This window comes from Ruegeria sp. YTSC003 (assembly GCF_059609785.1).
On sequence record NZ_JBXWMK010000006.1, the window covers coordinates 146,319 to 166,002 of the forward strand.

General features: G+C 57.8%; 19 protein-coding genes. 4 read left to right on the top strand and 15 right to left on the bottom strand.

Annotation, left to right across the window (positions count from 1 at the left end):
• Window positions 1-62: 62 nt before the first annotated feature.
• Genes AC2FFH_RS13120 through AC2FFH_RS13130 form a run of 3 tightly spaced genes read left to right on the top strand, consistent with a single transcriptional unit; the run spans window position 63 to window position 3,019 of the window.
• Entirely contained in the window at window positions 63-701 is a 639-nt protein-coding gene (locus tag AC2FFH_RS13120) for an acyl-homoserine-lactone synthase (RefSeq protein WP_496767500.1), read from the top strand.
• 60 nt (window positions 702-761) lie between these two features.
• Window positions 762-2,294, top strand: coding sequence for an ATP-dependent DNA helicase (locus AC2FFH_RS13125; protein ID WP_496767498.1), 1,533 nt, complete (start codon window positions 762-764; stop codon window positions 2,292-2,294).
• Window positions 2,291-3,019: an SDR family oxidoreductase gene (locus tag AC2FFH_RS13130; RefSeq protein ID WP_496767496.1), complete on the top strand. Its 729-nt coding sequence runs from the start codon at window positions 2,291-2,293 to the stop codon at window positions 3,017-3,019. Before AC2FFH_RS13125 ends, AC2FFH_RS13130 begins: the two co-directional genes overlap by 4 nt.
• Window positions 3,020-3,026: 7 nt before the next feature.
• Here AC2FFH_RS13130 and AC2FFH_RS13135 read toward each other — a convergent pair whose 3' ends face one another.
• The 13 genes from AC2FFH_RS13135 to trpS form a co-directional block, all read right to left on the bottom strand.
• Complete coding sequence (locus AC2FFH_RS13135; RefSeq protein ID WP_496767494.1) at window positions 3,027-3,791, bottom strand: TIGR02186 family protein; 765 nt, start codon at window positions 3,789-3,791, stop codon at window positions 3,027-3,029.
• A gap of 2 nt (window positions 3,792-3,793) precedes the next feature.
• Window positions 3,794-4,714, bottom strand: coding sequence for a sulfite exporter TauE/SafE family protein (locus AC2FFH_RS13140; RefSeq protein ID WP_496767492.1), 921 nt, complete (start codon window positions 4,712-4,714; stop codon window positions 3,794-3,796).
• Between the two features lie 346 nt (window positions 4,715-5,060).
• Window positions 5,061-6,029, bottom strand: a complete 969-nt coding sequence (locus tag AC2FFH_RS13145; protein ID WP_496767491.1) for an ABC transporter permease — start codon at window positions 6,027-6,029, stop codon at window positions 5,061-5,063.
• Window positions 6,029-7,123, bottom strand: coding sequence for an ABC transporter permease (locus AC2FFH_RS13150; protein ID WP_282152456.1), 1,095 nt, complete (start codon window positions 7,121-7,123; stop codon window positions 6,029-6,031). The genes AC2FFH_RS13145 and AC2FFH_RS13150 overlap by 1 nt, the downstream gene beginning before the upstream one ends.
• Before the next feature lies 1 nt (window position 7,124).
• Entirely contained in the window at window positions 7,125-8,654 is a 1,530-nt protein-coding gene (locus AC2FFH_RS13155; RefSeq protein WP_496767489.1) for an ABC transporter ATP-binding protein, read from the bottom strand.
• Between the two features lie 89 nt (window positions 8,655-8,743).
• Window positions 8,744-9,742 carry a BMP family lipoprotein gene (locus tag AC2FFH_RS13160; RefSeq protein WP_282152454.1) on the bottom strand — a complete coding sequence of 333 codons (999 nt, stop codon included), beginning with the start codon at window positions 9,740-9,742 and terminating at the stop codon, window positions 8,744-8,746.
• Window positions 9,743-9,901: 159 nt separating this feature from the next.
• Complete coding sequence (locus tag AC2FFH_RS13165; RefSeq protein ID WP_496725851.1) at window positions 9,902-10,315, bottom strand: GNAT family N-acetyltransferase; 414 nt, start codon at window positions 10,313-10,315, stop codon at window positions 9,902-9,904.
• On the bottom strand, window positions 10,315-10,899 hold the full coding sequence (gene tsaB / locus AC2FFH_RS13170; protein ID WP_496725852.1) for a tRNA (adenosine(37)-N6)-threonylcarbamoyltransferase complex dimerization subunit type 1 TsaB: 585 nt from the start codon (window positions 10,897-10,899) through the stop codon (window positions 10,315-10,317). Before tsaB ends, AC2FFH_RS13165 begins: the two co-directional genes overlap by 1 nt.
• On the bottom strand, window positions 10,889-11,452 hold the full coding sequence (locus AC2FFH_RS13175; RefSeq protein ID WP_058273506.1) for a NifU family protein: 564 nt from the start codon (window positions 11,450-11,452) through the stop codon (window positions 10,889-10,891). Before AC2FFH_RS13175 ends, tsaB begins: the two co-directional genes overlap by 11 nt.
• A gap of 69 nt (window positions 11,453-11,521) precedes the next feature.
• Window positions 11,522-12,115 carry a 2-hydroxychromene-2-carboxylate isomerase gene (locus AC2FFH_RS13180; RefSeq protein ID WP_496844557.1) on the bottom strand — a complete coding sequence of 198 codons (594 nt, stop codon included), beginning with the start codon at window positions 12,113-12,115 and terminating at the stop codon, window positions 11,522-11,524.
• Window positions 12,116-12,124: 9 nt separating this feature from the next.
• Complete coding sequence (locus tag AC2FFH_RS13185; protein WP_058273504.1) at window positions 12,125-12,580, bottom strand: universal stress protein; 456 nt, start codon at window positions 12,578-12,580, stop codon at window positions 12,125-12,127.
• 65 nt (window positions 12,581-12,645) lie between these two features.
• Window positions 12,646-13,509, bottom strand: coding sequence for a branched-chain amino acid aminotransferase (locus AC2FFH_RS13190; RefSeq protein WP_496767480.1), 864 nt, complete (start codon window positions 13,507-13,509; stop codon window positions 12,646-12,648).
• A 59-nt stretch (window positions 13,510-13,568) separates the two neighbouring features.
• Window positions 13,569-14,597 (bottom strand): tryptophan--tRNA ligase, encoded by a 1,029-nt coding sequence (trpS, locus tag AC2FFH_RS13195; protein WP_496767478.1) that lies wholly within the window; start codon window positions 14,595-14,597, stop codon window positions 13,569-13,571.
• 86 nt (window positions 14,598-14,683) lie between these two features.
• Here trpS and AC2FFH_RS13200 point away from each other — a divergent pair, with 86 nt between their 5' ends.
• Window positions 14,684-15,370 (top strand): rhomboid family intramembrane serine protease, encoded by a 687-nt coding sequence (locus AC2FFH_RS13200; RefSeq protein ID WP_282120136.1) that lies wholly within the window; start codon window positions 14,684-14,686, stop codon window positions 15,368-15,370.
• Here AC2FFH_RS13200 and murJ read toward each other — a convergent pair whose 3' ends face one another.
• Both murJ and AC2FFH_RS13210 read right to left on the bottom strand, forming a co-directional pair.
• Window positions 15,371-16,912, bottom strand: coding sequence for a murein biosynthesis integral membrane protein MurJ (gene murJ, locus AC2FFH_RS13205; RefSeq protein WP_496767476.1), 1,542 nt, complete (start codon window positions 16,910-16,912; stop codon window positions 15,371-15,373).
• Window positions 16,909-19,680: a [protein-PII] uridylyltransferase gene (locus tag AC2FFH_RS13210; protein ID WP_496844558.1), complete on the bottom strand. Its 2,772-nt coding sequence runs from the start codon at window positions 19,678-19,680 to the stop codon at window positions 16,909-16,911. The genes murJ and AC2FFH_RS13210 overlap by 4 nt, the downstream gene beginning before the upstream one ends.
• Window positions 19,681-19,684 lie beyond the last annotated feature (4 nt).

Here is a 19,684-nt window from a genome sequence, read left to right on the forward strand (position 1 = left end):
GAAATTAACCACGACTTTGTACCCCCTTCGTTCTTGCACAGGACGACAAGGGGAAAAGAGTCATGTTGCGCTATGTCTATGCTGACGAATTGCACAAATATCCAAAACTGGCTGAGGGGATGTTTCGGGACCGCGCCGATCAATTCAAAACCCGGCTGGGCTGGGATGTTCATGTCAACGACAAGGGGGAAGAGCGAGATCAGTACGATGATCTGAACCCGATCTATGTCATTTGGGAAGAACCGGATGGCAGCCACGGCGGCTCCATGCGCGTGATGCCGACCACCGGTCCGGTTATGGTGAACGAGGTGTTTGGACACCTGACGGGCGGCAAACCAATCAACAGCCCCTTGATCTGGGAAGTGACGCGCTTTTGCCTGTCGCGCACGGCAAGCCCGCAGACGGCCGGGGCCATCATGCTTAGCGGCGGCGAGATGATGGAGGGGTTTGGTCTAACCCACATTGCGGGTGTTTTCGATGCGCGTATGATTCGCATCTATCGCCTGATCGGATCATCTCCGATCGTGCTGGGCACCGAAGGTAAAGGGCGTGATCAAATCTCGGTCGGGATGTGGCCGTATTCGGCGGACGACTGCAACCGCGTAGCCAAGCGCGCGGGCATCCCGCGTGAATTGTCGCGGCTGTGGTTCAAGACGGCTTTCGGCGTTGGCAGACAGCACCCGTTTGCATTGTCAGCATGACAGAGTGAAAACCGAATTCCACATCTGGTGATAGCTGGCGCGGGCTTGTAGGGTCGCGCCATGTCTTTGCCCTCTGTGACTTACTCTGACGACCAGGCCGCCGCGTATGACAGCATCTCTGAGATGCTGAAATCGGCAGGTGTTGACCTTGACGATGACGCGCTGCTGAAGCTTCCGGGATCGAGTAAATCCGGTGTGATGGCTGTGATTGGAAAGGCAGGGTCCGGAAAAACCCTGCTGCTGGCCGAGCTTTATAAGGCCATCGCGGACACCGGCGTGCAGATTGTGTCAGGCGATTTCGAAAGCCGCAAAGCTCGTGAAAAACGCAGTCTGGCGATCTTGGCCCCGACGAACAAAGCAGCCAGCGTATTGCGTCTGCGCGGGGTGCCAGCCACCACGATCCACCGCATCCTTTATACACCCGTCTACGATCCGGAATACGAGCGCATCGCCGAATGGCTGGCAGGCAATGACGAGCGTCCCGAAATCGAAGGCCTGACCGACGAGGCGCTGGATCGCGCAGCGGCGTTTTACCAGAACAACAAGTCCATTCCGGGCGCTCTGGCCGCGGCAGGGTTGCGGGGCTCCGATTTTATCACCGGCTGGAAGCGCCGGGACGAGCCGTTGGACATCGGGTTTGTGGACGAAGCCTCGATGCTGGATGACCGGCAATTCGAAGACTTGCAAGAAATCTTCCCAACACTTCTGCTGTTTGGTGACCCGGCACAGTTGGCGCCGGTCAATCAGTCGGGCAGCATGGTGTTCGAAGCGTTACCCGAACCGCGCAAACAGATCCTTCACCGGGTTCACCGACAGGATGCGGATAACCCGATATTGGACCTTGCCCATGCGCTGTCTGACCCGCAGATGGGGTTCGAAGATTTTGAGCGCATGGTCGAACAGACCGCCCGTCAGGACGACCGTGTGGTCTGGGGGCAGCGGGTCGAGGTTGATCTGATGGCCCGCAGTCCCGTTCTGGTCTGGCGCAATGCAACCCGTATTCGGTTGATTCAGGCTTTTCGAAACGTTCACGGCGCGCCGGATACCGAATTGTTGGAAGGCGAACCGCTTATCTGCGACGGTATCGAATTACCTTTGAAACATCGCAAGAAACGGCTGGATCTTGAGGCGCGCGGCCTGATCAAGGGCGCTCAGGTCATTTATCTGGGTCCTGGCCGCAAACCGGGGTTTTCCAGGTTGCACGTGATGGGGGCAGTAGACCCTCAGGTCAGCGCCGCATCCATCGTCAAGATTGAAAAACCGGACGAGGAAGAGCCGTTCATTCCCTTTGCCGCGCGCATGGGCGCCACCTTTTTGCACGGTGCAGCAGTCACCATTCACAAGGCGCAAGGGTCGCAGTGGGACACTGTTCAGGTTTTCGCTCCGGATATTTATGCCGCTGCCCGTATGGGCCGCACCGAGGCTGGACAACCACTGTGGAAACGTTTGGCCTATGTCGCCATCACGCGCGCGCAGGAAAGGCTGATCTGGGTCGTACGCAACCGGCTTGCCAAGCCGACTTATCCGCTGCGTGTGGACGACCTGCGCGCTGTCCCGGCGGCCTCACTGACCTTGGAGGCAGAAGAGACATGACATCCATTATTGTGACCGGCGCAAGTTCTGGCATAGGGCGCGCCACGGCTGAATTGTTTCTGGCCCAAGGATGGACGGTTGGTCTATTGGCGCGCAGTGCTGACAAGCTGAACGAAATGGCTGCAGAGCACGCAAACGCAATTCCATTGGTCGCGGATGTCACCGATGCACAAGCGGTTGAGGCCGCCTTTGGCGACTTTCAGGGTAAGGCGGGCCATTTGGATGTTCTGTTCAACAACGCGGGAATATTCGCGCCGGGGGGAACGATTGACGAGATCGCGTTGGACGATTGGTACCAAAGCGTCGCCGTCAACCTGAACGGCATGTTCCTGTGTGCCCGTGAGGCGTTTCGGATCATGCGCCACCAATCGCCGCAAGGCGGGCGCATCATCAATAACGGCTCAATTGCCGCCCATGTGCCGCGCCCCAACTCGGTGCATTACTCGGCGACGAAACACGCCATTACCGGCCTGACCCGCAGCCTGTCTTTGGACGGGCGGGGCTTCAATATCGCTTGTGGGCAGATCGATATCGGCAATGCGCGAACACAGATGGTGCAGGGCCTGGTCGACGCGGCCATTGCCGACAGGCAGCAGCCCGACCCAACAATGGCCGTCGAAGATGCAGCGCGGTCCGTTCTTCACATGGCGAACCTGCCGCTTGAGGCAAACGTTCAGTTCATGACCGTGATGGCCACGACAATGCCCTATATCGGACGCGGGTAACGATCAGTTACTCGCGCAATAGGCGGAACGCGGTTGACGCACCCCAACCCGCCGCAATGGCAATGACCAAAGACATCAGGCCGTACCAGATCGGTTGCTGGCGGGACATGTTGTACAAGAACCGCTCCAACCCTACTTTGCGCACGTCGATGGTGGTCTCAAATTGTGAAACGACCTCGCCGCCGCGGGTTAGGAAGATGCGCGCCACATAGTCGCCTTCGGTCAGATCCGCAGGCATGTCGATTGAGGTACGGAACAGGGTTTGTTCATCAACGGCCACGGTGTCTTCGCGAATGGAATACAGACCTTCGTTCTCTCGGATACGAATAACAGCGTCCGCGAATTCCTGCGCGCCGCGGATGTTCATCGCAGCACCAACAGATCGGATGGCACGTTCGATTGACACGCTGTACCGCAGGTCTTCGGTATCTGACAGAATCTCATTCAAGGGCGCGCTGGTCGCAACCGCATAGAAGCTGGGGGCTTCGTCTACGAGGACACTGTCGGTATTGACCCAGATTCCAAGCTTGCGCTCTTTTCGCCGAACGGTGACAGGACTGGATGGACCGGACACTGCGACAATCACTTCAAGTGGTGGTCCCGGCGGAATGGGAGCTTGGCGTTTGACCGCGCCAAAGACCAGGATCTCAGATCCGTCAAAATTGGCGGTGATGGCCACGCGATCCTGGCTGAGGCCCAGAACGACCTCTTCCTCAACGGCCAGAGCGGGGCTGGCGCAAAGGGCCAGCGCAACAAGCAAGCGTTTCAGCATGATTAGTGCCCTCCGCCGGTGCCAAGCGAGAACAGCTCGGATGGTTCAATCAGCAGATCCAAAGCCAGCTTTCCGCAAACCGCAAGAACTAGCGCTGCCAGCAACACCCGCAACTGCTCGGCAGGCATGCGCGCGCCGATCACCGTTCCGATCTGTGCACCGATGACGCCGCCAACCAGAAGCAATACGGCAAGAACGACATCAACTGTAAAGTTGGTAGTGGCATGCAACATGGTCGTAAAGGCGGTGACAAAGATGATCTGGAACAGGGATGTTCCGACCACGACCTTGGTGGGCATTCCCAACAGGTAAATCATCGCAGGCACCATGATGAACCCGCCGCCAACGCCCATAATGGCCGACAGAACGCCAACGAACAGGCCAACCAGCGCAGGCGGAATGACCGAGATATACAGGCCCGAAGTCCGGAACCGCATTTTGAACGGCATCGCATGCACCCAGCCGCGCTGACGGCGTTTGGGGGGTGCGGACACGCCTTTCTTGGATTTACGGAGCGCGTTCAGGCTTTCGATGAACATTAAACCGCCCACGACGCCAAGGAACACGACGTAGCACAACGTCACAAGCAGATCGACCTGCCCGAGGCTTTTGAGGTAGTTGAATATCACCACCCCAAGTGCAGCACCCGTTAAGCCGCCTATCAATAGGACGGTCCCCATTCTTAGGTCGACTGTTTTTCGTCGAAAATGCGCCAGAACCCCAGAGAATGAAGAGGCAACAATCTGGTTGGCTTCGGTTGCAACCGCAACGGCCGGGGGAATGCCGATGAAGAACAGCAGGGGCGTCATCAGGAAACCGCCGCCGACACCGAACATGCCCGAAAGAATGCCGACCATCCCCCCAAGCCCCAGTAGAAGGAAGGCGTTGACAGAAACTTCGGCGATAGGAAGGTAAATTTGCATATCGAGCTACTGGATGAGGGTAGGCGGGTCACAGAGAGTGATCAGGGCCGCCTCAAGGTAAAGTGGTGTAGGTTTAATGCGACGCGCGGCGGCAGTGCCCCGTGGCCACATGGCGGAAGTCGGATCGCTGGGCGTCATGCCAGCAGCCTGATACGGCTAAATGTCTGGTTTTCCTCAGTACTGAGGTGTTCATGCGTTCCCAAATACACGGTCCGGGTGTATTCCGAGTCGTAGGGTATGATTGGCGACACATGCATACCCCTTTAGAACGGTTGCGGCATGCAAAATCAACTCCGCATGCCGCTCTGCAGCGAACAGGACTGAACTGAGTCCGAAACTGGACTTATCAGCGCTCTTTCACATAGGGCTCACCGCCGGCGCGCGGCGGAACCGCTTTGCCGACAAACCCGGCCAGAATGACCACAGTAAGGACGTAAGGCAGGGCGTCCATGGCCTGCACAGGGATGACCACGCCGCCCAGATCGATGTTCTGGAACCGCAGCGCGATGGCCTGCAACAAACCGAACAACAGGCAAGCGCCCATTGCATGCCAGGGGCGCCATTTCGCAAAGATCAGTGCAGCCAGCGCGATAAAACCACGGCCTGCGGTCATGTCTTTGACGAACCCAGCTTGCAGTGCGGTGGCCAGGTAAGCCCCAGCGATACCGCACAACACGCCACAGATGGCGACAGCGGCATAGCGCAGGCCAACGACCGAGACACCGGCCGTGTCGACGGCAGCGGGGTTTTCACCCACGGCGCGCAATCGCAATCCGAACCGTGTGCGATACAGAATCCACCATGTTGCCGGTACCATCAGGAACGCGACATAGACCAGGACCGAATGGCCCGAGAGCAACTCGGAATAGATCGGCCCGATGATTGGCACCCCGCTCAGCGACTCGGCAAAGGGGAAATTGATCGGTGTGAAACGACCGCCGCCAAACAACGAGGGCGTGCGCCCGCCCTGTTCGAACCAGCTTTGCGCGACAAGAACCGTCATACCTGCCGCAAGAAAGTTGATTGCGACCCCGGATATCAATTGGTTGCCCCGGAAGGTGATCGAGGCCAAACCGTGAAGCCCGGAAAGAACGAGAGAAGAGGCGATCCCCGCCAGCAGGCCCAACCAGACCGACCCGGTCACAGCCGCGACGGCTGCCGAGAAGAAGGCGGCCATCAGCATCTTGCCTTCAAGACCGATGTCGAAAATTCCCGCACGTTCGGAATAGAGCCCTGCCAGGCAGGCCAGCAATAGCGGCGTGGCCAAACGGATGCTCGAGTCCAGGACCTGGATGAGTGTTATAAAGAACTCCATCACTGCGCTCCCTTCCGCAGGCTCAGGAACAGCTTTTCAAGTGGCATCCGGACCATGTTGTCCAGCGCCCCGGTGAACAGGATCACCAGGGCCTGAATGACAACGATCAGTTCGCGTGGGATCGACGTCCAGAAAGCCAATTCTGCACCGCCCTGATAGAGAAACCCGAACAGGATCGCCGCAAGAAACACACCAAACGGGTGCGACCGGCCCATCAGCGCCACTGCGATGCCGATGAATCCCGCGCCCTCGGTTGCGTTCAGAACCAGGCGTTCGGCCTCACCCATCACGTTGTTGATGGCCATCAGCCCCGCCAGCGCGCCCGAAATCAGCATCGCAATGATCGTGATCCGCACCGGCGAAATGCCTGCATAGACGGCGCCGGTTTCGGTCTTGCCGTAGGACCGGATTTCATAGCCCAACCTTGTCCGCCAGATCAGTGCCCAGACGACAAAACAGGCCAAAACCGCAATGAAGAACGTGATATTAACAGGGGTCCCTTTAAACACCACGTTTTCGGCGGTTGAGAACATCGACTGAAATGTGGGCAGGTGAACGGCCTCGGGGAAACGCGCAGATGAGGGGTCTTGCGCGCCTGGTGGTCGCATAAGATTGACCAACACGTAGTTCAGGAATGCCGCCGCAATAAAGTTAAACATGATCGTTGTGATCACGATGTGACTGCCACGCTTGGCTTGTAGATAGGCCGGTATGGCGGCCCATGCGGCGCCAAACAGCATCGAACCTGCGCAAGCCGCCAATAGCGCAACGCTCCAATGCGGCCACGGGATGTAAAGGCATACCATGGCAACGCCCAGCCCGCCCAGCATAGCCTGACCTTCGCCCCCGATGTTGAACAGCCGGGCGTGGAAGGCGACGGCCACAGCCAACCCTGTGAACATAAAGTTGGTGGCATAATACAGCGTATACCCCCAACCGTAGGTCGACCCGAGCGCACCGGTCACCATCAGTTTCACCGCTTCGATCGGGTTTTCACCGATGGCCAGAATGACCAAGGCGGACAAGATTGCGGCCAATATCAGACTGATCAGCGGGATCAGCACCACATCGGCCCATTTGGGCATCTTTTCCATGTTACGCGGCCTCTCCCGCAACGCCGGCCATCAACAGGCCAAGTTCTTTTTCATCTGTTTCATGGGGCAGTCTTTCGCCCATGACATGTCCGTCAAACATCACAGCGATGCGATCCGATAGCGAGAAGATTTCTTCCAACTCGACCGAGACGAGCAGGATTGCTTTACCTTGATCACGCAGCGCGACGATCTGCTTGTGAATGAACTCGATCGCGCCGATGTCGACGCCGCGCGTTGGTTGCCCCACCAATAGAAGATCCGGGTTCCGTTCAATTTCGCGCGCGACAACAATCTTTTGTTGGTTCCCGCCCGAGAAGCTCTTGGCTGTAAGCCACGCATTAGGTGGTCGGACGTCGAATTTCTCGATCTTGCGTTCGGTATCGGCGCGCAGGGCGGCGTTGTTCATGAAAATCCCGCTCTGGTAGGCAGGATCACGGTGATAGCCAAAGGCCACATTCTCCCAAGCGTGAAAGTCCATCACAAGGCCTTCGCGCTGACGGTCTTCGGGCACGTGTGCGATATGTTGGGCCCGACGCGCCTGACCGTCCGATCCCGGACCGCTAAGCGCCAGCGGGCTGCCGTTCAATTTGATCGAACCCTGACCCGGACGCATGCCGCCCAGAACTTCCAGAAGTTCCGATTGGCCATTTCCGGCCACGCCAGCGATACCGACGATTTCACCGGCCCGAACGGTCAGGTCGATACCCTTGACCCGTTCGACCCCGGCTGAATCGAAAACGCTGAGTTTTTCAATTTCCAGAACGGGCTTACCGGGTTGCGCAGGTACTTTATCGACTTGCAGCAGCACCTTGCGGCCCACCATCAGCTCGGCCAGCTCCTGGGGGCTGGTGTCGGCTGTTTTCACCGTCGCCGTCATCTGACCGCGCCGCATGACCGAAACCGTATCGGTGTTTTCCATGATTTCGCGCAGCTTGTGCGTGATCACGATGATCGTCTTCCCTTCGGCCCGCAGGCGGTCAAGGATGCGGAACAGCTGGTCAGCCTCGGACGGTGTCAGAACCCCGGTGGGTTCGTCCAGGATCAGAATCTCGGCCTTGCGATACAGGGCTTTCAGGATTTCGACCCGTTGCTGCATGCCGACGCCAATCTCGTCGATGCGCTTGTCGGGATCTACGAACAGCTCGTATTCCTCTTCCAGCGCTTTCAGTTCTTTGCGCGCTTTGGACAAGGACGGGGCCAGCAGCCCGCCATCCTCGGCACCGAGAACGATGTTTTCCAGAACGGTGAAATTTTCAACCAGTTTGAAATGCTGGAACACCATCCCGATCCCGGCAGCAATGGCCGCCTGGCTGTCAGGGATGTCGGTCTTGTTGCCGTTAATCCAGATTTCACCTTTATCGGCTTTGTAAAAGCCGTAGAGGATGCTCATCAGCGTGGATTTGCCCGCACCGTTTTCACCGATGATCCCATGGATCGTACCGGGGGCGACGCTGATAGAAATGTCTTTATTGGCCTGAACCGGCCCAAAGGCTTTGGATATCCCTTTGAGCTCAATGGCGGGGACGGTCATGTCTTGTCCTCAATTGCCGAAAGGGCCGCGGTGTCATACGCGGCAGAGTCGGGGGCAAGGCGGAGGTTGTACCCCCGCCTTGCGCGATATCAGAACTGCAGTGCCGGGCAGCTGTCGTTCTCATAATAGCTGACAACAGAGACGTTACCGTCGATGATGTCCTGACGCGCTTTGTCGACTGCGCCTTTCATCTCGTCCGAGACCAGAGGTGCGTTGTTGTCATCCATGGCGACGCCAACACCTTCTTCGGCCAGACCCATCTGGAACACGCCGGTTTCCAGGCCTTCGCCCGCTGACATCGCATCATAAACGGCAACATCAACGCGTTTCAGCATCGAGGTGAGAACCTTACCCGGGTGCAGGTGGTTCTGGTTGCTGTCCACGCCGATCGACAGGATGCCTTCGTCTGCCGCGGTCTGCAGTACGCCAACACCGGTGCCACCAGCGGCTGCATAGATCACGTCAGCGCCCTGGCTGATTTGTGCTTTGGTCAATTCCGAACCCTTCACCGGGTCGTTCCATGCTGCCGGGGTGGTACCGGTCATGTTGGCAACAACATTGATGTCAGGGTTTACAGCCTTGGCACCCTGCGCATAACCGCAGCCAAAGTGTCGGATCAGCGGGATATCCATGCCACCGATAAAGCCAACGGTGCCGGATTCCGATGCCATCGCGGCCATCATGCCGACCAGATATGATCCTTCATGCTCGGCAAAACCGATTTGACGGATGTTGGGGATGTCCAACCAGTTGACGTCAACTGCAACAAATTTGGTGTCCGGGTAGTCAGCAGCCACGGCGGACAGCGGATCTGCCATACCAAATCCCATCGTGATGATTGGGTTTGAGCCGGATTCAGCGAAACGGCGCAGAGCTTGCTCGCGCTGTGCTTCGGACTGGATTTCGATCTCGTTGTAGGTGCCGCCTGTTTCTTCGGCCCAACGCGACGCGCCATTGTGGGCGGCTTCGTTAAACGATTTGTCGAACTTGCCGCCGAGATCAAAGATCAGGGCAGGATCTGCCAGCGCAGCGCCAGCCGTAAGTGCGACTGCGGCGGTGGCACCCATCAAGGATTTCATCAGGGTCATTTTATACTCCCGTTTGTTATTATCGGTCGGGGCGAAGATAGCCCCGTTCACCCACTGTTAGCGAGCATAACTGTTGTGATGGCGGGAATTAAGGACGTTTGCAACCGCCGTGGTCAACAGATTTTTGACCATTTGGTCGAAAAAATATGTCTTAAGCGGTCAATCCAGCGCGGATTCCATCACGATAGCATCGATTTTCTGATTGTTTTCGCGCAGGTAATACCCCTTGCGCAAACCACAGGCGCGATAACCGCTGTGTTCATACAGCGCGATGGCGGGCAGGTTATCCGCAGCGACGTCCAGGAAAGCGCGCGTCGCGCCCAAAGCCTTTGCTTTGGAATGCCACTCTTGCATGCACGCTCGGGCCAGGCCCTGCCGCTGAACGTCTGGATGCGTGGCGATTGTCAGCAATTCAGCCTCATCGCCGATCACCTGGAACAGCGAAAAAGATTGAGTATTTCCAACGATATGTATGAACCGATTGTTCAGAAGATCCGCAAATTCGACCGCAGCCCACGACCGTGACTGGGTAAATGCCGCCGCGTGTGTTTTGGCAAGTTCCTCGGGGCTCATCAGTCCAGCAAAACCGGGGGTGTGTCTTTGGAAGGGGCCGCATCCGCAGGCCGAACATAGAGTGGCGCTGGCTGCGCAGTTTCGGTTTGCCACCTTTGCCCGGCGACCCGGGCAATAGCACGAACCTGTGCATCGGCGTCGTCATTCAGGATCAGAGGGCCAAGTGATTCTGCCTCAGTTTGAGGCATTAGCATCGGACCTTGGTCCGGGAACGCCACGTAAACCTGATCACGCGGGGCGCGGATCGCAGGCAGGGCGTCCGTAGGCATTTCGGCCAAAGCGTCGAACCCGGACACGCCTACCGCTGGAACGCCAAGCCCTAGGGCTAGGCCGCGCGCCGCAGAAACCGAGATTCGGATGCCGGTAAAGTTTCCGGGTCCAACGCCGACACCGATCGCGGACAGGTCTTTCCACCCATATCCGGCATCGGCCAGAACTTCTTCCAGCAACGGCATCAGACGTTCGGCTTGACCGCGCGACATGGCTTCGATGCGCGAAGTCACGATCCGGTTGCCGCACAACAAAGCGGCCGCGCAATGCGCGGCCGATGTATCAAACGCCAAAATAATGGGGTCAGACGGCAACAGGACGAACCTCGGTCACTTCGGGGATGTAGTGGCGCAGCAGGTTTTCGATACCCATCTTCAACGTCAGGGTCGAAGACGGGCAGCCCGCGCAAGCACCCTGCATGTGCAGGTAGACAACGCCCCGGTCAAACCCGTGGAACGTGATGTCGCCGCCATCCTGAGCAACTGCCGGACGGACGCGGCTATCAAGCAAGTCTTTGATTTGATTAACTACTTCTGCATCCTCGCCGGTGTGCTCTGCATGGCCCGATGCGGCTGTTTCACCAGCGCCGATGACCGGTTGGCCGGATTGATAATGCTCCATCACCGCACCCAGAATCGCAGGCTTGATGTGATCCCATTGGACATCATCGGACTTGGTGACGGTCACGAAGTCATTGCCGAGGAATACACCCGTTACTCCGCTAACCGCAAAAATCCGTTTTGCCAAAGGTGATTTTTCACCGGCTTCAGCCGATGGGAAATCCGCAGTGCCCGCTTCCAGCACGGTTTGGCCGGGCAGAAATTTCAAGGTTGCAGGGTTCGGCGTGGATTCGGTCTGGATGAACATGTCACGGCTCCGTTTCAGTTGCTTCTGATATGCGGGTCCGGGCCGGATAAGTCAAGATTTGGAACGATTCTAAATGTTGGCCGCCAACCGGATCGCATCATCCAACCGATCATCTCCCCAGTATAGTTCGTCGCTGACCAGAAAACTCGGCGCACCGAACAGTCCTTTGGCCTGTGCGGTTTTGGTCTGCTCGATCAGAGCTGACTTGATCTCGGGGTCTCGGGTTCTGTCCAAAAGGTCGTCAGGCAAACCGGCGGATTTCAGGCAATCAACCAGAACTGCATCGTCCGACACATTCTGACCTTGTGCGAATTCGGCTTTATAGACCGCCCGAACAAATCGCGCCCTGTCGGTCTGATTTTCAATAGCCAGCGTGAGGCGCGCAGCCTTCAGGCCGTTTTGCGGAAACGGGTCCGGCTGCCGGAAGGGCAGGCCGCGCTGCGCCGTCAAACGCTCCACATCGCGCCACATATAGCGCCCTTTGGCCGGGTAAATGTTAAACGGAGAATTGTTCCAGCCCTGCGCCGCGAAAATGGGCCCCAGAAGAAAGGGATGCCATTCTACGGCGACGTTATGCTGTGCCGCAGCCTGTTCGATTCGCATGGCGCTGAGGTAGGAATAGGTCGATGCGAATTCGAACCAGAACTGGATGCGGCATTGCATTGGGTGGCCTCAGGTGATGGCTTCCAGCTTTTCCTTGCTTAGGTCGCCGGGCACAATTGTGATCGGAATCGGCAGGCTGCCCGAGTTTTTGGTCAGCTGCGTCACCAGTGGACCGGGCCCTTTCTTTTCGATGCCAGCCCCCAGGACCAGAACGCCGATGTCCGGGTCTGACTGGACATGTTCGATGATCTGAGGGACAGGGTCGCCTTCGCGAATTGACAGCTCGGGATCGATCCCTTGTTTGTCGCGCATCCATTTGGCGAAAACTTCGTAATGCGCATGGATGCGTTCGCGCGCCTCTTCGCGCATGGTTTCGGCCACACCGATCCAGTGATTGAATTCATCGGGTGGGATGACGGACAGGATCGTTACCCCTCCACCGGTATGGGCTGCACGCATTGCAGCAAAACGCATCGCGTTAAGGCATTCGCGGCTGTCATCCAGAATGACTAGAAACTTACGCATGGGTGTCCTCGTGTATTTAGGGGGATCATGCCCGACCAAATGCGGGCTGGCAACACGGCGTATGACTACCGAGTGCTTGCAGCCCAGTCCCAATAGAGCGCGCGCGCGCGGCGTGCAATCGGTCCGACCTGATATTGAGTGTCCTCCAACGCCGTGACGGGGGTTAATTTGTTCATGTTACCGGTCATAAACACCTCGTCCGCCTTATGAAAATCTTCAAAGCTGAGGACGGATTCGTGGACCGTCACGCCGTCGGCGCGCAGGTTTTTGATATGTCGCGCTCGGGTGATTCCGGCCAGAAAAGTTCCATTGGGCGTAGGGGTGAAGACCTCGCCATCGCGAACCATGAAGATGTTTGCGGTCGCGGTTTCCGCTACATGACCCAAGGCGTCCGCCACCAGTGCGTTCGAGAACCCTTTGGACTTGGCCTCTTTCAACATTCGGGCGTTGTTGGGATACAGGCATCCGGCTTTGGCATTCACAACGGATGATTCCAGAACCGGTCGGCGGAATCGCGTGGTGGTGAGCGTGACCGAAGCTGTTTCCGGTGCCATTGGTATTTCTTCCAGACAGATAGCAAAGCCGGTGCTGTCCTGCTGAGGAACGATGGCTGTCGCATCGCCGTCGATGCCCCAATACATCGGCCGAATATAGACGGCGGAACCTTTGGCATAGCCATCCAGCCCTTCGCGGACGATTTCGACCATCTGTTCGGTCGTCACGGTCGGTGTCAGCAAAAGCGCCTCGGCCGAGCGGTTGACCCGTTCGCAATGGGCCACCAGATCCGGGGTCAGCCCGTCGAAGAATCGCGCGCCGTCAAAGACCGAAGACCCCAGCCAAGCGCCATGGTCTGCCGCACGCATGATCGGGGCATCCCCGTTGTGCCACTGACCATCAAAATAGGTGCGGATATTTTTGCCGACTGCCATGACGCCCTCCTTTGCCCTTGGGGCAACCTAGGAAGGCGTCACGGGAAGGTCCAGCGCAATCAGCCTTGTTTTGCGCCAACCATACCCACGATGTCGTAGGTCTGTTGCAGGATCGGGGCCGCTATCGCCCGCGCGTTTTCCGCGCCGCGTGCAAGAATCCGGTCAATCTCGGCCTCTTCACCCATAAGACGGGCCATCTCGGTCGAGATCGGCGACAGTTTGGCGACCGCCAGCTCAGCGAGCATCGGTTTGAATTCACCGAATTGCTTGCCGCCGAATTCGGCCAAAACCTGTTCCGCCGTTTGATCGCTGAGCGCGGCGAAGATGTTCACCAGATTGCGCGCCTCGGGGCGTTCGGACAGACCGTCGGTTTCCGAAGGCAGGGCATCCGGGTCAGTCTTGGCCTTGCGGATCTTCTTGGCGATCTCGTCGGCATCGTCCGTCATGTTGATCCGGGTCATGTCGGACGGGTCCGAAGATGACATCTTCCGCGAGCCATCACGCAGGTTCATCACGCGCGGCGCGGGTCCACCGATTACCGGCTCGGTCACCGGAAAGAAATCCACGCCATAGTCATGGTTGAACTTGATCGCGATGTCGCGAGTCAGCTCCAGATGCTGTTTCTGGTCCTCGCCCACCGGCACATGTGTCGCGTGGTAGGTCAGAATGTCCGCCGCCATCAGCGCCGGATAGGCAAACAAACCCAGCGAGGCGTTCTGAGCATTCTTGCCCGCCTTATCCTTGAACTGCGTCATCCGCTGCATCCAACCCATGCGGGCGATACAATTGAAGATCCAAGCCAGCTGCGTGTGCTCGGCCACCTGGCTTTGGTTGAACAGGATGGACTTTTCAGGGTCCAGACCGGCAGCAATAAAACCGGCGCATACCTCACGGGTCTTTTCGCGCAGACGGGCAGGGTCTTGCCAGACGGTGATCGCGTGCAGGTCGACCATGCAGTAGATGGTCTCGAAATCTTCGCCTTGCATATCCACAAAACGCTTTAGTGCACCCAGATAGTTGCCAAGGTGCAGGTTTCCCGAAGGCTGGATGCCGGAAAACACGCGCGGCGTGAACTTGGTTTCGGTCATCGAAGGGAACTCCCGTCTGGAAAAATCAGCCCCCGTCGCTTACCCATGAGGTCAAGGGACGTCAACAGCCGCGAAAGGCCAGCCCAATGAGCAGTGAGCATTATACACCCGCCGTGAACCCTCTGCCGCCCGTTGTGGTGGCGTTGGTCCTGTTCATCATGGGGATCGAATTGGCGTTTACGCTGGGCGCACGTGGTCTTGTGGGCGGGCCATCAGCGGTAGGTTGGCGGCTGGATGCCCTGCAAAGTTACACCTTTTCCCCGGATATCTTTCACTGGATGATCGAGAATGGACGTTGGCCGTTTGAACATGTGATCCGTTTCGTGACCTATCCGTTCGTGTCGGGCAGTTTTACCCAGGCGGTTTTTGTCAGTGTCTTCGTTCTGGCAATGGGCAAAATGGTGGCCGAAGTGTTCGGCGGTTTTCAGATGCTGATCATTTTCGTTTTGTCCGGTATCGGTGGCGCGTTGGTCTATGGGCTGTTGCTGAATCCCGCCTATCCGCTGGTCGGAGGATTCCCACCGGTCTACGGTCTGATCGGCGCGTTCACATGGCTGCTGTGGCGCAAGTTGTCACTGGTCGGTGAAAACCAGTCCCGTGCTTTCAGCCTGATCGCGGTTTTGATGGGCATCCAGCTGGTGTTTGGGCTTTTGTTTGGCGGCACGTCCGACTGGGTTGCCGATCTGGGCGGTTTTGCCACCGGTTTCGGCCTGTCGTTTTTTCTGGCACCCGGCGGATGGGCGCGGATCGTGGGACGTATTCGCCGCGACTGATCAGGACCGACGCAGCGCTTTTCTGAATTCGGACAGCTCGAACGCTTTGAAGAGGTGACCGAGTAAGAAGTAGGCGGCAGCTGCAATTATGATTAGGACAAGCAGCGCCAGATAACGCCATCCTGGTACCTGGAAAATCCAGCCAAAAATGTGAAGGGCGGCGAAAAGCACAACGCCCATACCCAGCGATGCCGCGACGACACGCCCGGCGCGTCGTTTGAACCGGTCGTCAAACCGTGCTTCATCGCCGAAACGGCGCGCTCCAATCGCCAACAAGGCGACCATCGCCCAACCGGCAGCCGAAGCCGCGATCGCCGGTGCGATCCACCCCACCAACGGGTAAAGACCAAAGGCCAGCCCGGCATTGATCACCATCGCAACTACGGCATAGCGAAACGGAGAGCGGGTGTCTTCGCGCGCGAAGAACAAGGGCTGCAGCAGCTTTTGCAGCATGAAAGCGGGCAGGCCGACGCCATAGATAGCTACGGCCAAGGCAGTGGCTGCAGTGTCCTCGGGGCTGAATTGGCCGCGTTCGAACAGGACCGACACCAGAGGTATTGGAATGATCAGAAAGGCAACGGTGGACGGCAGGGTCAGCAGCAGTGTGAACTCTCCGGCACGGGAATAGGCATTGCGCGCCCCGTCCTTGTCCCCGGCCCGTAAGCGGCGCGACAGATCGGGCAGTAGGACGATCCCCACCGCAATACCGACCACGCCCAATGGCAATTGATACAGCCGATCCGCTGCGAACAGCCAACTGACAGCCTTTTCGGTTTTGGACGCGACCAACTGGCCAACCACAAGATTGACCTGCGTGACGCCCATCGCCAAAGCGGCGGGCACTGCAATGCGAACCATGCGTCGCATTTCCGGGCTGAGCTTGGGCAGGCCGGGACGAATGCGAATACCTGCACGTTCTGTCGCCACCCAAACCAGCGCCAGTTGCGCGACCCCTGCCAGCGGAATGACCGTGATCAGCCACCAGATTACGTCGCCGCCAGACAGCGCGCCTGCGATCAAAGCAGTACAGGCAAAGATATTGAGTAAGACAGGCGCGGCAGCGGCAGCGGCGAACCGACCGGTGGCATTCAGAACGCCGGAAAACAGCGCGGCCAGCGACATGAACAGGATATAGGGAAAAACGACGTAACCGTAGTCGACGGCCATGTCGAAGCGTTCATCGCCATAGAACCCTTCGGCGGTCAGCCAGACAAGTCCAGGCATGAAAACCATCGCCAATCCAACCAGTGCCAAAACAGCCGCCGCCAACAGGTTGAAGGCATCCTGAGCAAACCCTTCGGCGTCTTCTTCGCCCTCCAGTCGTTTCGAGAACATTGGCACAAAGGCGGCGTTGAAGGCCCCTTCGGCAAAGAAACGGCGAAACATGTTGGGCAGGCGGAAAGCGGCGACAAAGGCGTCCATCACCGGACCGGGCCCGATATAGGCGGTTAACAGAATCTCGCGGAGAAATCCCAGAATCCGACTGGCCAGCGTCCAGAATCCGACCGTGAACAGGCCTGAAAACAATCGGATCTGTTTCATGAGATCGCGCGCTCCGCACCCTCAGTAATGGCTTTGCGCAGCTTGGCCTCAAGACCGCGTTGCTTGCTTTCGGAATGGTACTTCAGGCCGAACATGTCCTTGACGTAGAAAGTATCGACAACCTGTTCGCCATAGGTCGCGATCACGGCGTTGGCGATATAGACATTGGCCGCAGCCAGTGTTCTTGTCAGGTCATACAACAGGCCTGGACGGTCGCGGGTATCAACCTCGATGATGGTGTAGATCTCGGACCCGTCATTATCGAAGATTATATGGGTCGGCACATTAAAGGCGCGTTCGCGTTTTTTGATCTTGTCGCGCGATTTCAGAGCGTCACGCGCTACGACTTCGCCTTTGAGCGTCTTTTGGATCATTTGTGTCAGTCGCGGCAAACGGCTTGCCTCAAAAGGGTGGCCCTCGGCATCCTGAATCCAGAACGCATCGGTGACGTACCCGTCCTTGGTGGTATAGCTACGGGCGTCGACCACGTTAGCCCCAACCAGCGCAAGCGCCCCGGCGATGCGGGCGAATATCCCGGGATGGTCTGCCATGGCAAAACACGCACGGGTGGCGTCGCGGTCGTCATCCGGGTGCAGGTGAATTTCCATTGCGCCGGGGTCGCCGCTTTGTTCCAGCGCGCGTAGCATTTTTGCGAACTCAATATGAGTGGACAGGTTCAGGCCCTGCCAATAGGGCGCATAGTGTCGTCCTGTTTCGGCCTTTAGGTCAGCCTTCGACCAATCTTCAAGCGCCGAACGCAGCGCCTTTTTGGCTTCTGCGCCACGGTTGGCCCGGTTCAGGTCTTCCATCCCGGTTTCCAGCGCCCGCATGGTTTCAGCGTGCAAGGCGCGCAGCAGGGTGGCCTTCCAGTTATTCCAGGTGTTGGGCCCAACACCGCGAATGTCACACACGGTCATAACCGTGAGCAGATCCAACCGTTTGACTGTCTTCACCGCCTTGGCAAAGTCGCGCACTGTGCGCGGGTCCGAGATGTCGCGTTTCTGCGCCATGTCCGACATTAACAGGTGATATCGCACAAGCCATTCCACGGTTTCCGAGTCGGATTTGTTCAGGCCCAAACGCGGTGCGACCTTGCGCGCGATCTGAGAACCCAGGATCGAGTGATCTTCGGGTCGCCCCTTGGCAATATCGTGTAAAAGCAACGCGACGTAGAGAACTTTGCGATTAATCCCGCGTTTCAGGATCGATGACGCCAGCGGCAGCGATTCAACCAGTTCACCGCGTTCAATCTGAGCCAAGTTGACGATGGTCTGGATCGTGTGCTCGTCCACAGTATAGCTGTGATACATGTTGAACTGCATCATCGCGACGATGTGCTCGAACTCTGGCAGAAATGCCGACAATACTCCCAGTTCGTTCATGCGGCGCAGGGCGCGTTCTGGGTTGCCGTGTTTCAGCATCAGGTCCAGAAAAATGCGCTGCGCCTCTTTGTTTTGGCGCATGTCGTCGTCAATGAGTTGCAGATTGGCAGTTACAAGCCGCATTGCGTCCGGGTGGATCAGCATGCCCGTACGCAAACCTTCATCAAACAAACGCAGCAGGTTCAATTTGTCGGTAAGAAACTTCTTATGATCCGCCACGTCCAAACGACCGTGAACCACCTTGTATCCCGGCTTGACACGCGGCCTGCGCCGGAAGATGCGCTCCAGCAGGGCCTCGCCTTTGACATGTGCCGCTTCGAGTTTTGTCAGGAAGATCCGGGTCAGTTCACCGACCTTAGTGGCCTCGCGGAAATAGCGCTGCATGAAAACTTCAACAGCCCGTCGCCCAGCCCTGTCTTCATAACCCATACGCTCGGCAACCTCGACCTGCAGGTCGAAAGTCAGTTGCTCGGTGGCGCGACCGGTTACCAGATGCAGATGGGATCGGACCGCCCACAAAAACTCTTCGGCCTGAACAAAGGTGTTGAATTCCTCGGGTTCAAACAGGCCCAGAGGGACCAGCTCGGCCACGTCTTGAACGCCATAGATGTACTTTGCAATCCAGTAGAGTGATTGAAGATCGCGCAGCCCACCCTTGCCTTCTTTTACGTTGGGCTCGACCATATAGCGCTCGCCCTGTTTGTGGTGGCGCTCGTCACGTTCCTGCAGCTTAGCCTCGATGAATTGACGCTCGCTGCCCTTGAACATCTCGGTTTTCAGGCGGCTATCAAGCTCTTCGGCAAGGACCGCGTCGCCAGCCAGGTAACGCTGCTCCAGCATGGCGGTGCGGATGGTGAAATCCTCGGTGCCCAGTCGCAGACAATCCTTGATCGTTCGGGATGAATGGCCAACCTTAAGGCGCAGATCCCAAAGCATGTAGAGCATGGACTCGATGACACTCTCGGCCCAGGCGGTGATCTTGTACGGGGTCAGAAATAGCAGATCGACGTCCGAGGCCGGGGCCATTTCGCCGCGGCCATATCCACCAACAGCAAGAACCGCAATCTTTTCGCCCTGCGTCGGGGTTGCCAGCCGATGCAGATAGGTGCTGGCTACCTGCATCGCCGTGCAGACCAACCCGTCGGTAAGATAGGTGTAGGACCGTGTCAAAGGTCTGGCGTCAAAGGGGCGTTTAGCGAAGGCATCCGCAATGGTCTTGCGCCCAGCCTTTTGGGCATCGCGCAGGATGCGCACGGTTTCATTCCGCCGCGCGGCATTGTCTTGAATATTTTCAAAGGCTTCCGACAGTTGCGCCAGGATGGCGGTACTGTCGAAAATTTCATCGGCCGGGCAGATCAGCTCACCCTTGGGGGTGAGCGTCAGCATCGGC

What these genes read in the sequence shown, in the direction of transcription:
- AC2FFH_RS13180 (WP_496844557.1), bottom strand. Translation starts at nt 12,115, where the DNA reads ATGCAATGCCGCATCCAGTTCTGGTTCGAATTCGCATCGACCTATTCC.
- AC2FFH_RS13160 (WP_282152454.1), bottom strand. Translation starts at nt 9,742, where the DNA reads ATGACCCTGATGAAATCCTTGATGGGTGCCACCGCCGCAGTCGCACTT.
- AC2FFH_RS13185 (WP_058273504.1), bottom strand. Translation starts at nt 12,580, where the DNA reads ATGCGTAAGTTTCTAGTCATTCTGGATGACAGCCGCGAATGCCTTAAC.
- trpS (WP_496767478.1), bottom strand. Translation starts at nt 14,597, where the DNA reads ATGACCGAAACCAAGTTCACGCCGCGCGTGTTTTCCGGCATCCAGCCT.
- AC2FFH_RS13155 (WP_496767489.1), bottom strand. Translation starts at nt 8,654, where the DNA reads ATGACCGTCCCCGCCATTGAGCTCAAAGGGATATCCAAAGCCTTTGGG.
- AC2FFH_RS13200 (WP_282120136.1), top strand. Translation starts at nt 14,684, where the DNA reads ATGAGCAGTGAGCATTATACACCCGCCGTGAACCCTCTGCCGCCCGTT.
- AC2FFH_RS13140 (WP_496767492.1), bottom strand. Translation starts at nt 4,714, where the DNA reads ATGCAAATTTACCTTCCTATCGCCGAAGTTTCTGTCAACGCCTTCCTT.
- AC2FFH_RS13210 (WP_496844558.1), bottom strand. Translation starts at nt 19,680, where the DNA reads ATGCTGACGCTCACCCCCAAGGGTGAGCTGATCTGCCCGGCCGATGAA.
- murJ (WP_496767476.1), bottom strand. Translation starts at nt 16,912, where the DNA reads ATGAAACAGATCCGATTGTTTTCAGGCCTGTTCACGGTCGGATTCTGG.
- AC2FFH_RS13125 (WP_496767498.1), top strand. Translation starts at nt 762, where the DNA reads ATGTCTTTGCCCTCTGTGACTTACTCTGACGACCAGGCCGCCGCGTAT.
- AC2FFH_RS13130 (WP_496767496.1), top strand. Translation starts at nt 2,291, where the DNA reads ATGACATCCATTATTGTGACCGGCGCAAGTTCTGGCATAGGGCGCGCC.
- AC2FFH_RS13190 (WP_496767480.1), bottom strand. Translation starts at nt 13,509, where the DNA reads ATGGCAGTCGGCAAAAATATCCGCACCTATTTTGATGGTCAGTGGCAC.
- AC2FFH_RS13175 (WP_058273506.1), bottom strand. Translation starts at nt 11,452, where the DNA reads ATGTTCATCCAGACCGAATCCACGCCGAACCCTGCAACCTTGAAATTT.
- AC2FFH_RS13135 (WP_496767494.1), bottom strand. Translation starts at nt 3,791, where the DNA reads ATGCTGAAACGCTTGCTTGTTGCGCTGGCCCTTTGCGCCAGCCCCGCT.
- AC2FFH_RS13150 (WP_282152456.1), bottom strand. Translation starts at nt 7,123, where the DNA reads ATGGAAAAGATGCCCAAATGGGCCGATGTGGTGCTGATCCCGCTGATC.
- AC2FFH_RS13145 (WP_496767491.1), bottom strand. Translation starts at nt 6,029, where the DNA reads ATGGAGTTCTTTATAACACTCATCCAGGTCCTGGACTCGAGCATCCGT.
- AC2FFH_RS13120 (WP_496767500.1), top strand. Translation starts at nt 63, where the DNA reads ATGTTGCGCTATGTCTATGCTGACGAATTGCACAAATATCCAAAACTG.
- AC2FFH_RS13165 (WP_496725851.1), bottom strand. Translation starts at nt 10,315, where the DNA reads ATGAGCCCCGAGGAACTTGCCAAAACACACGCGGCGGCATTTACCCAG.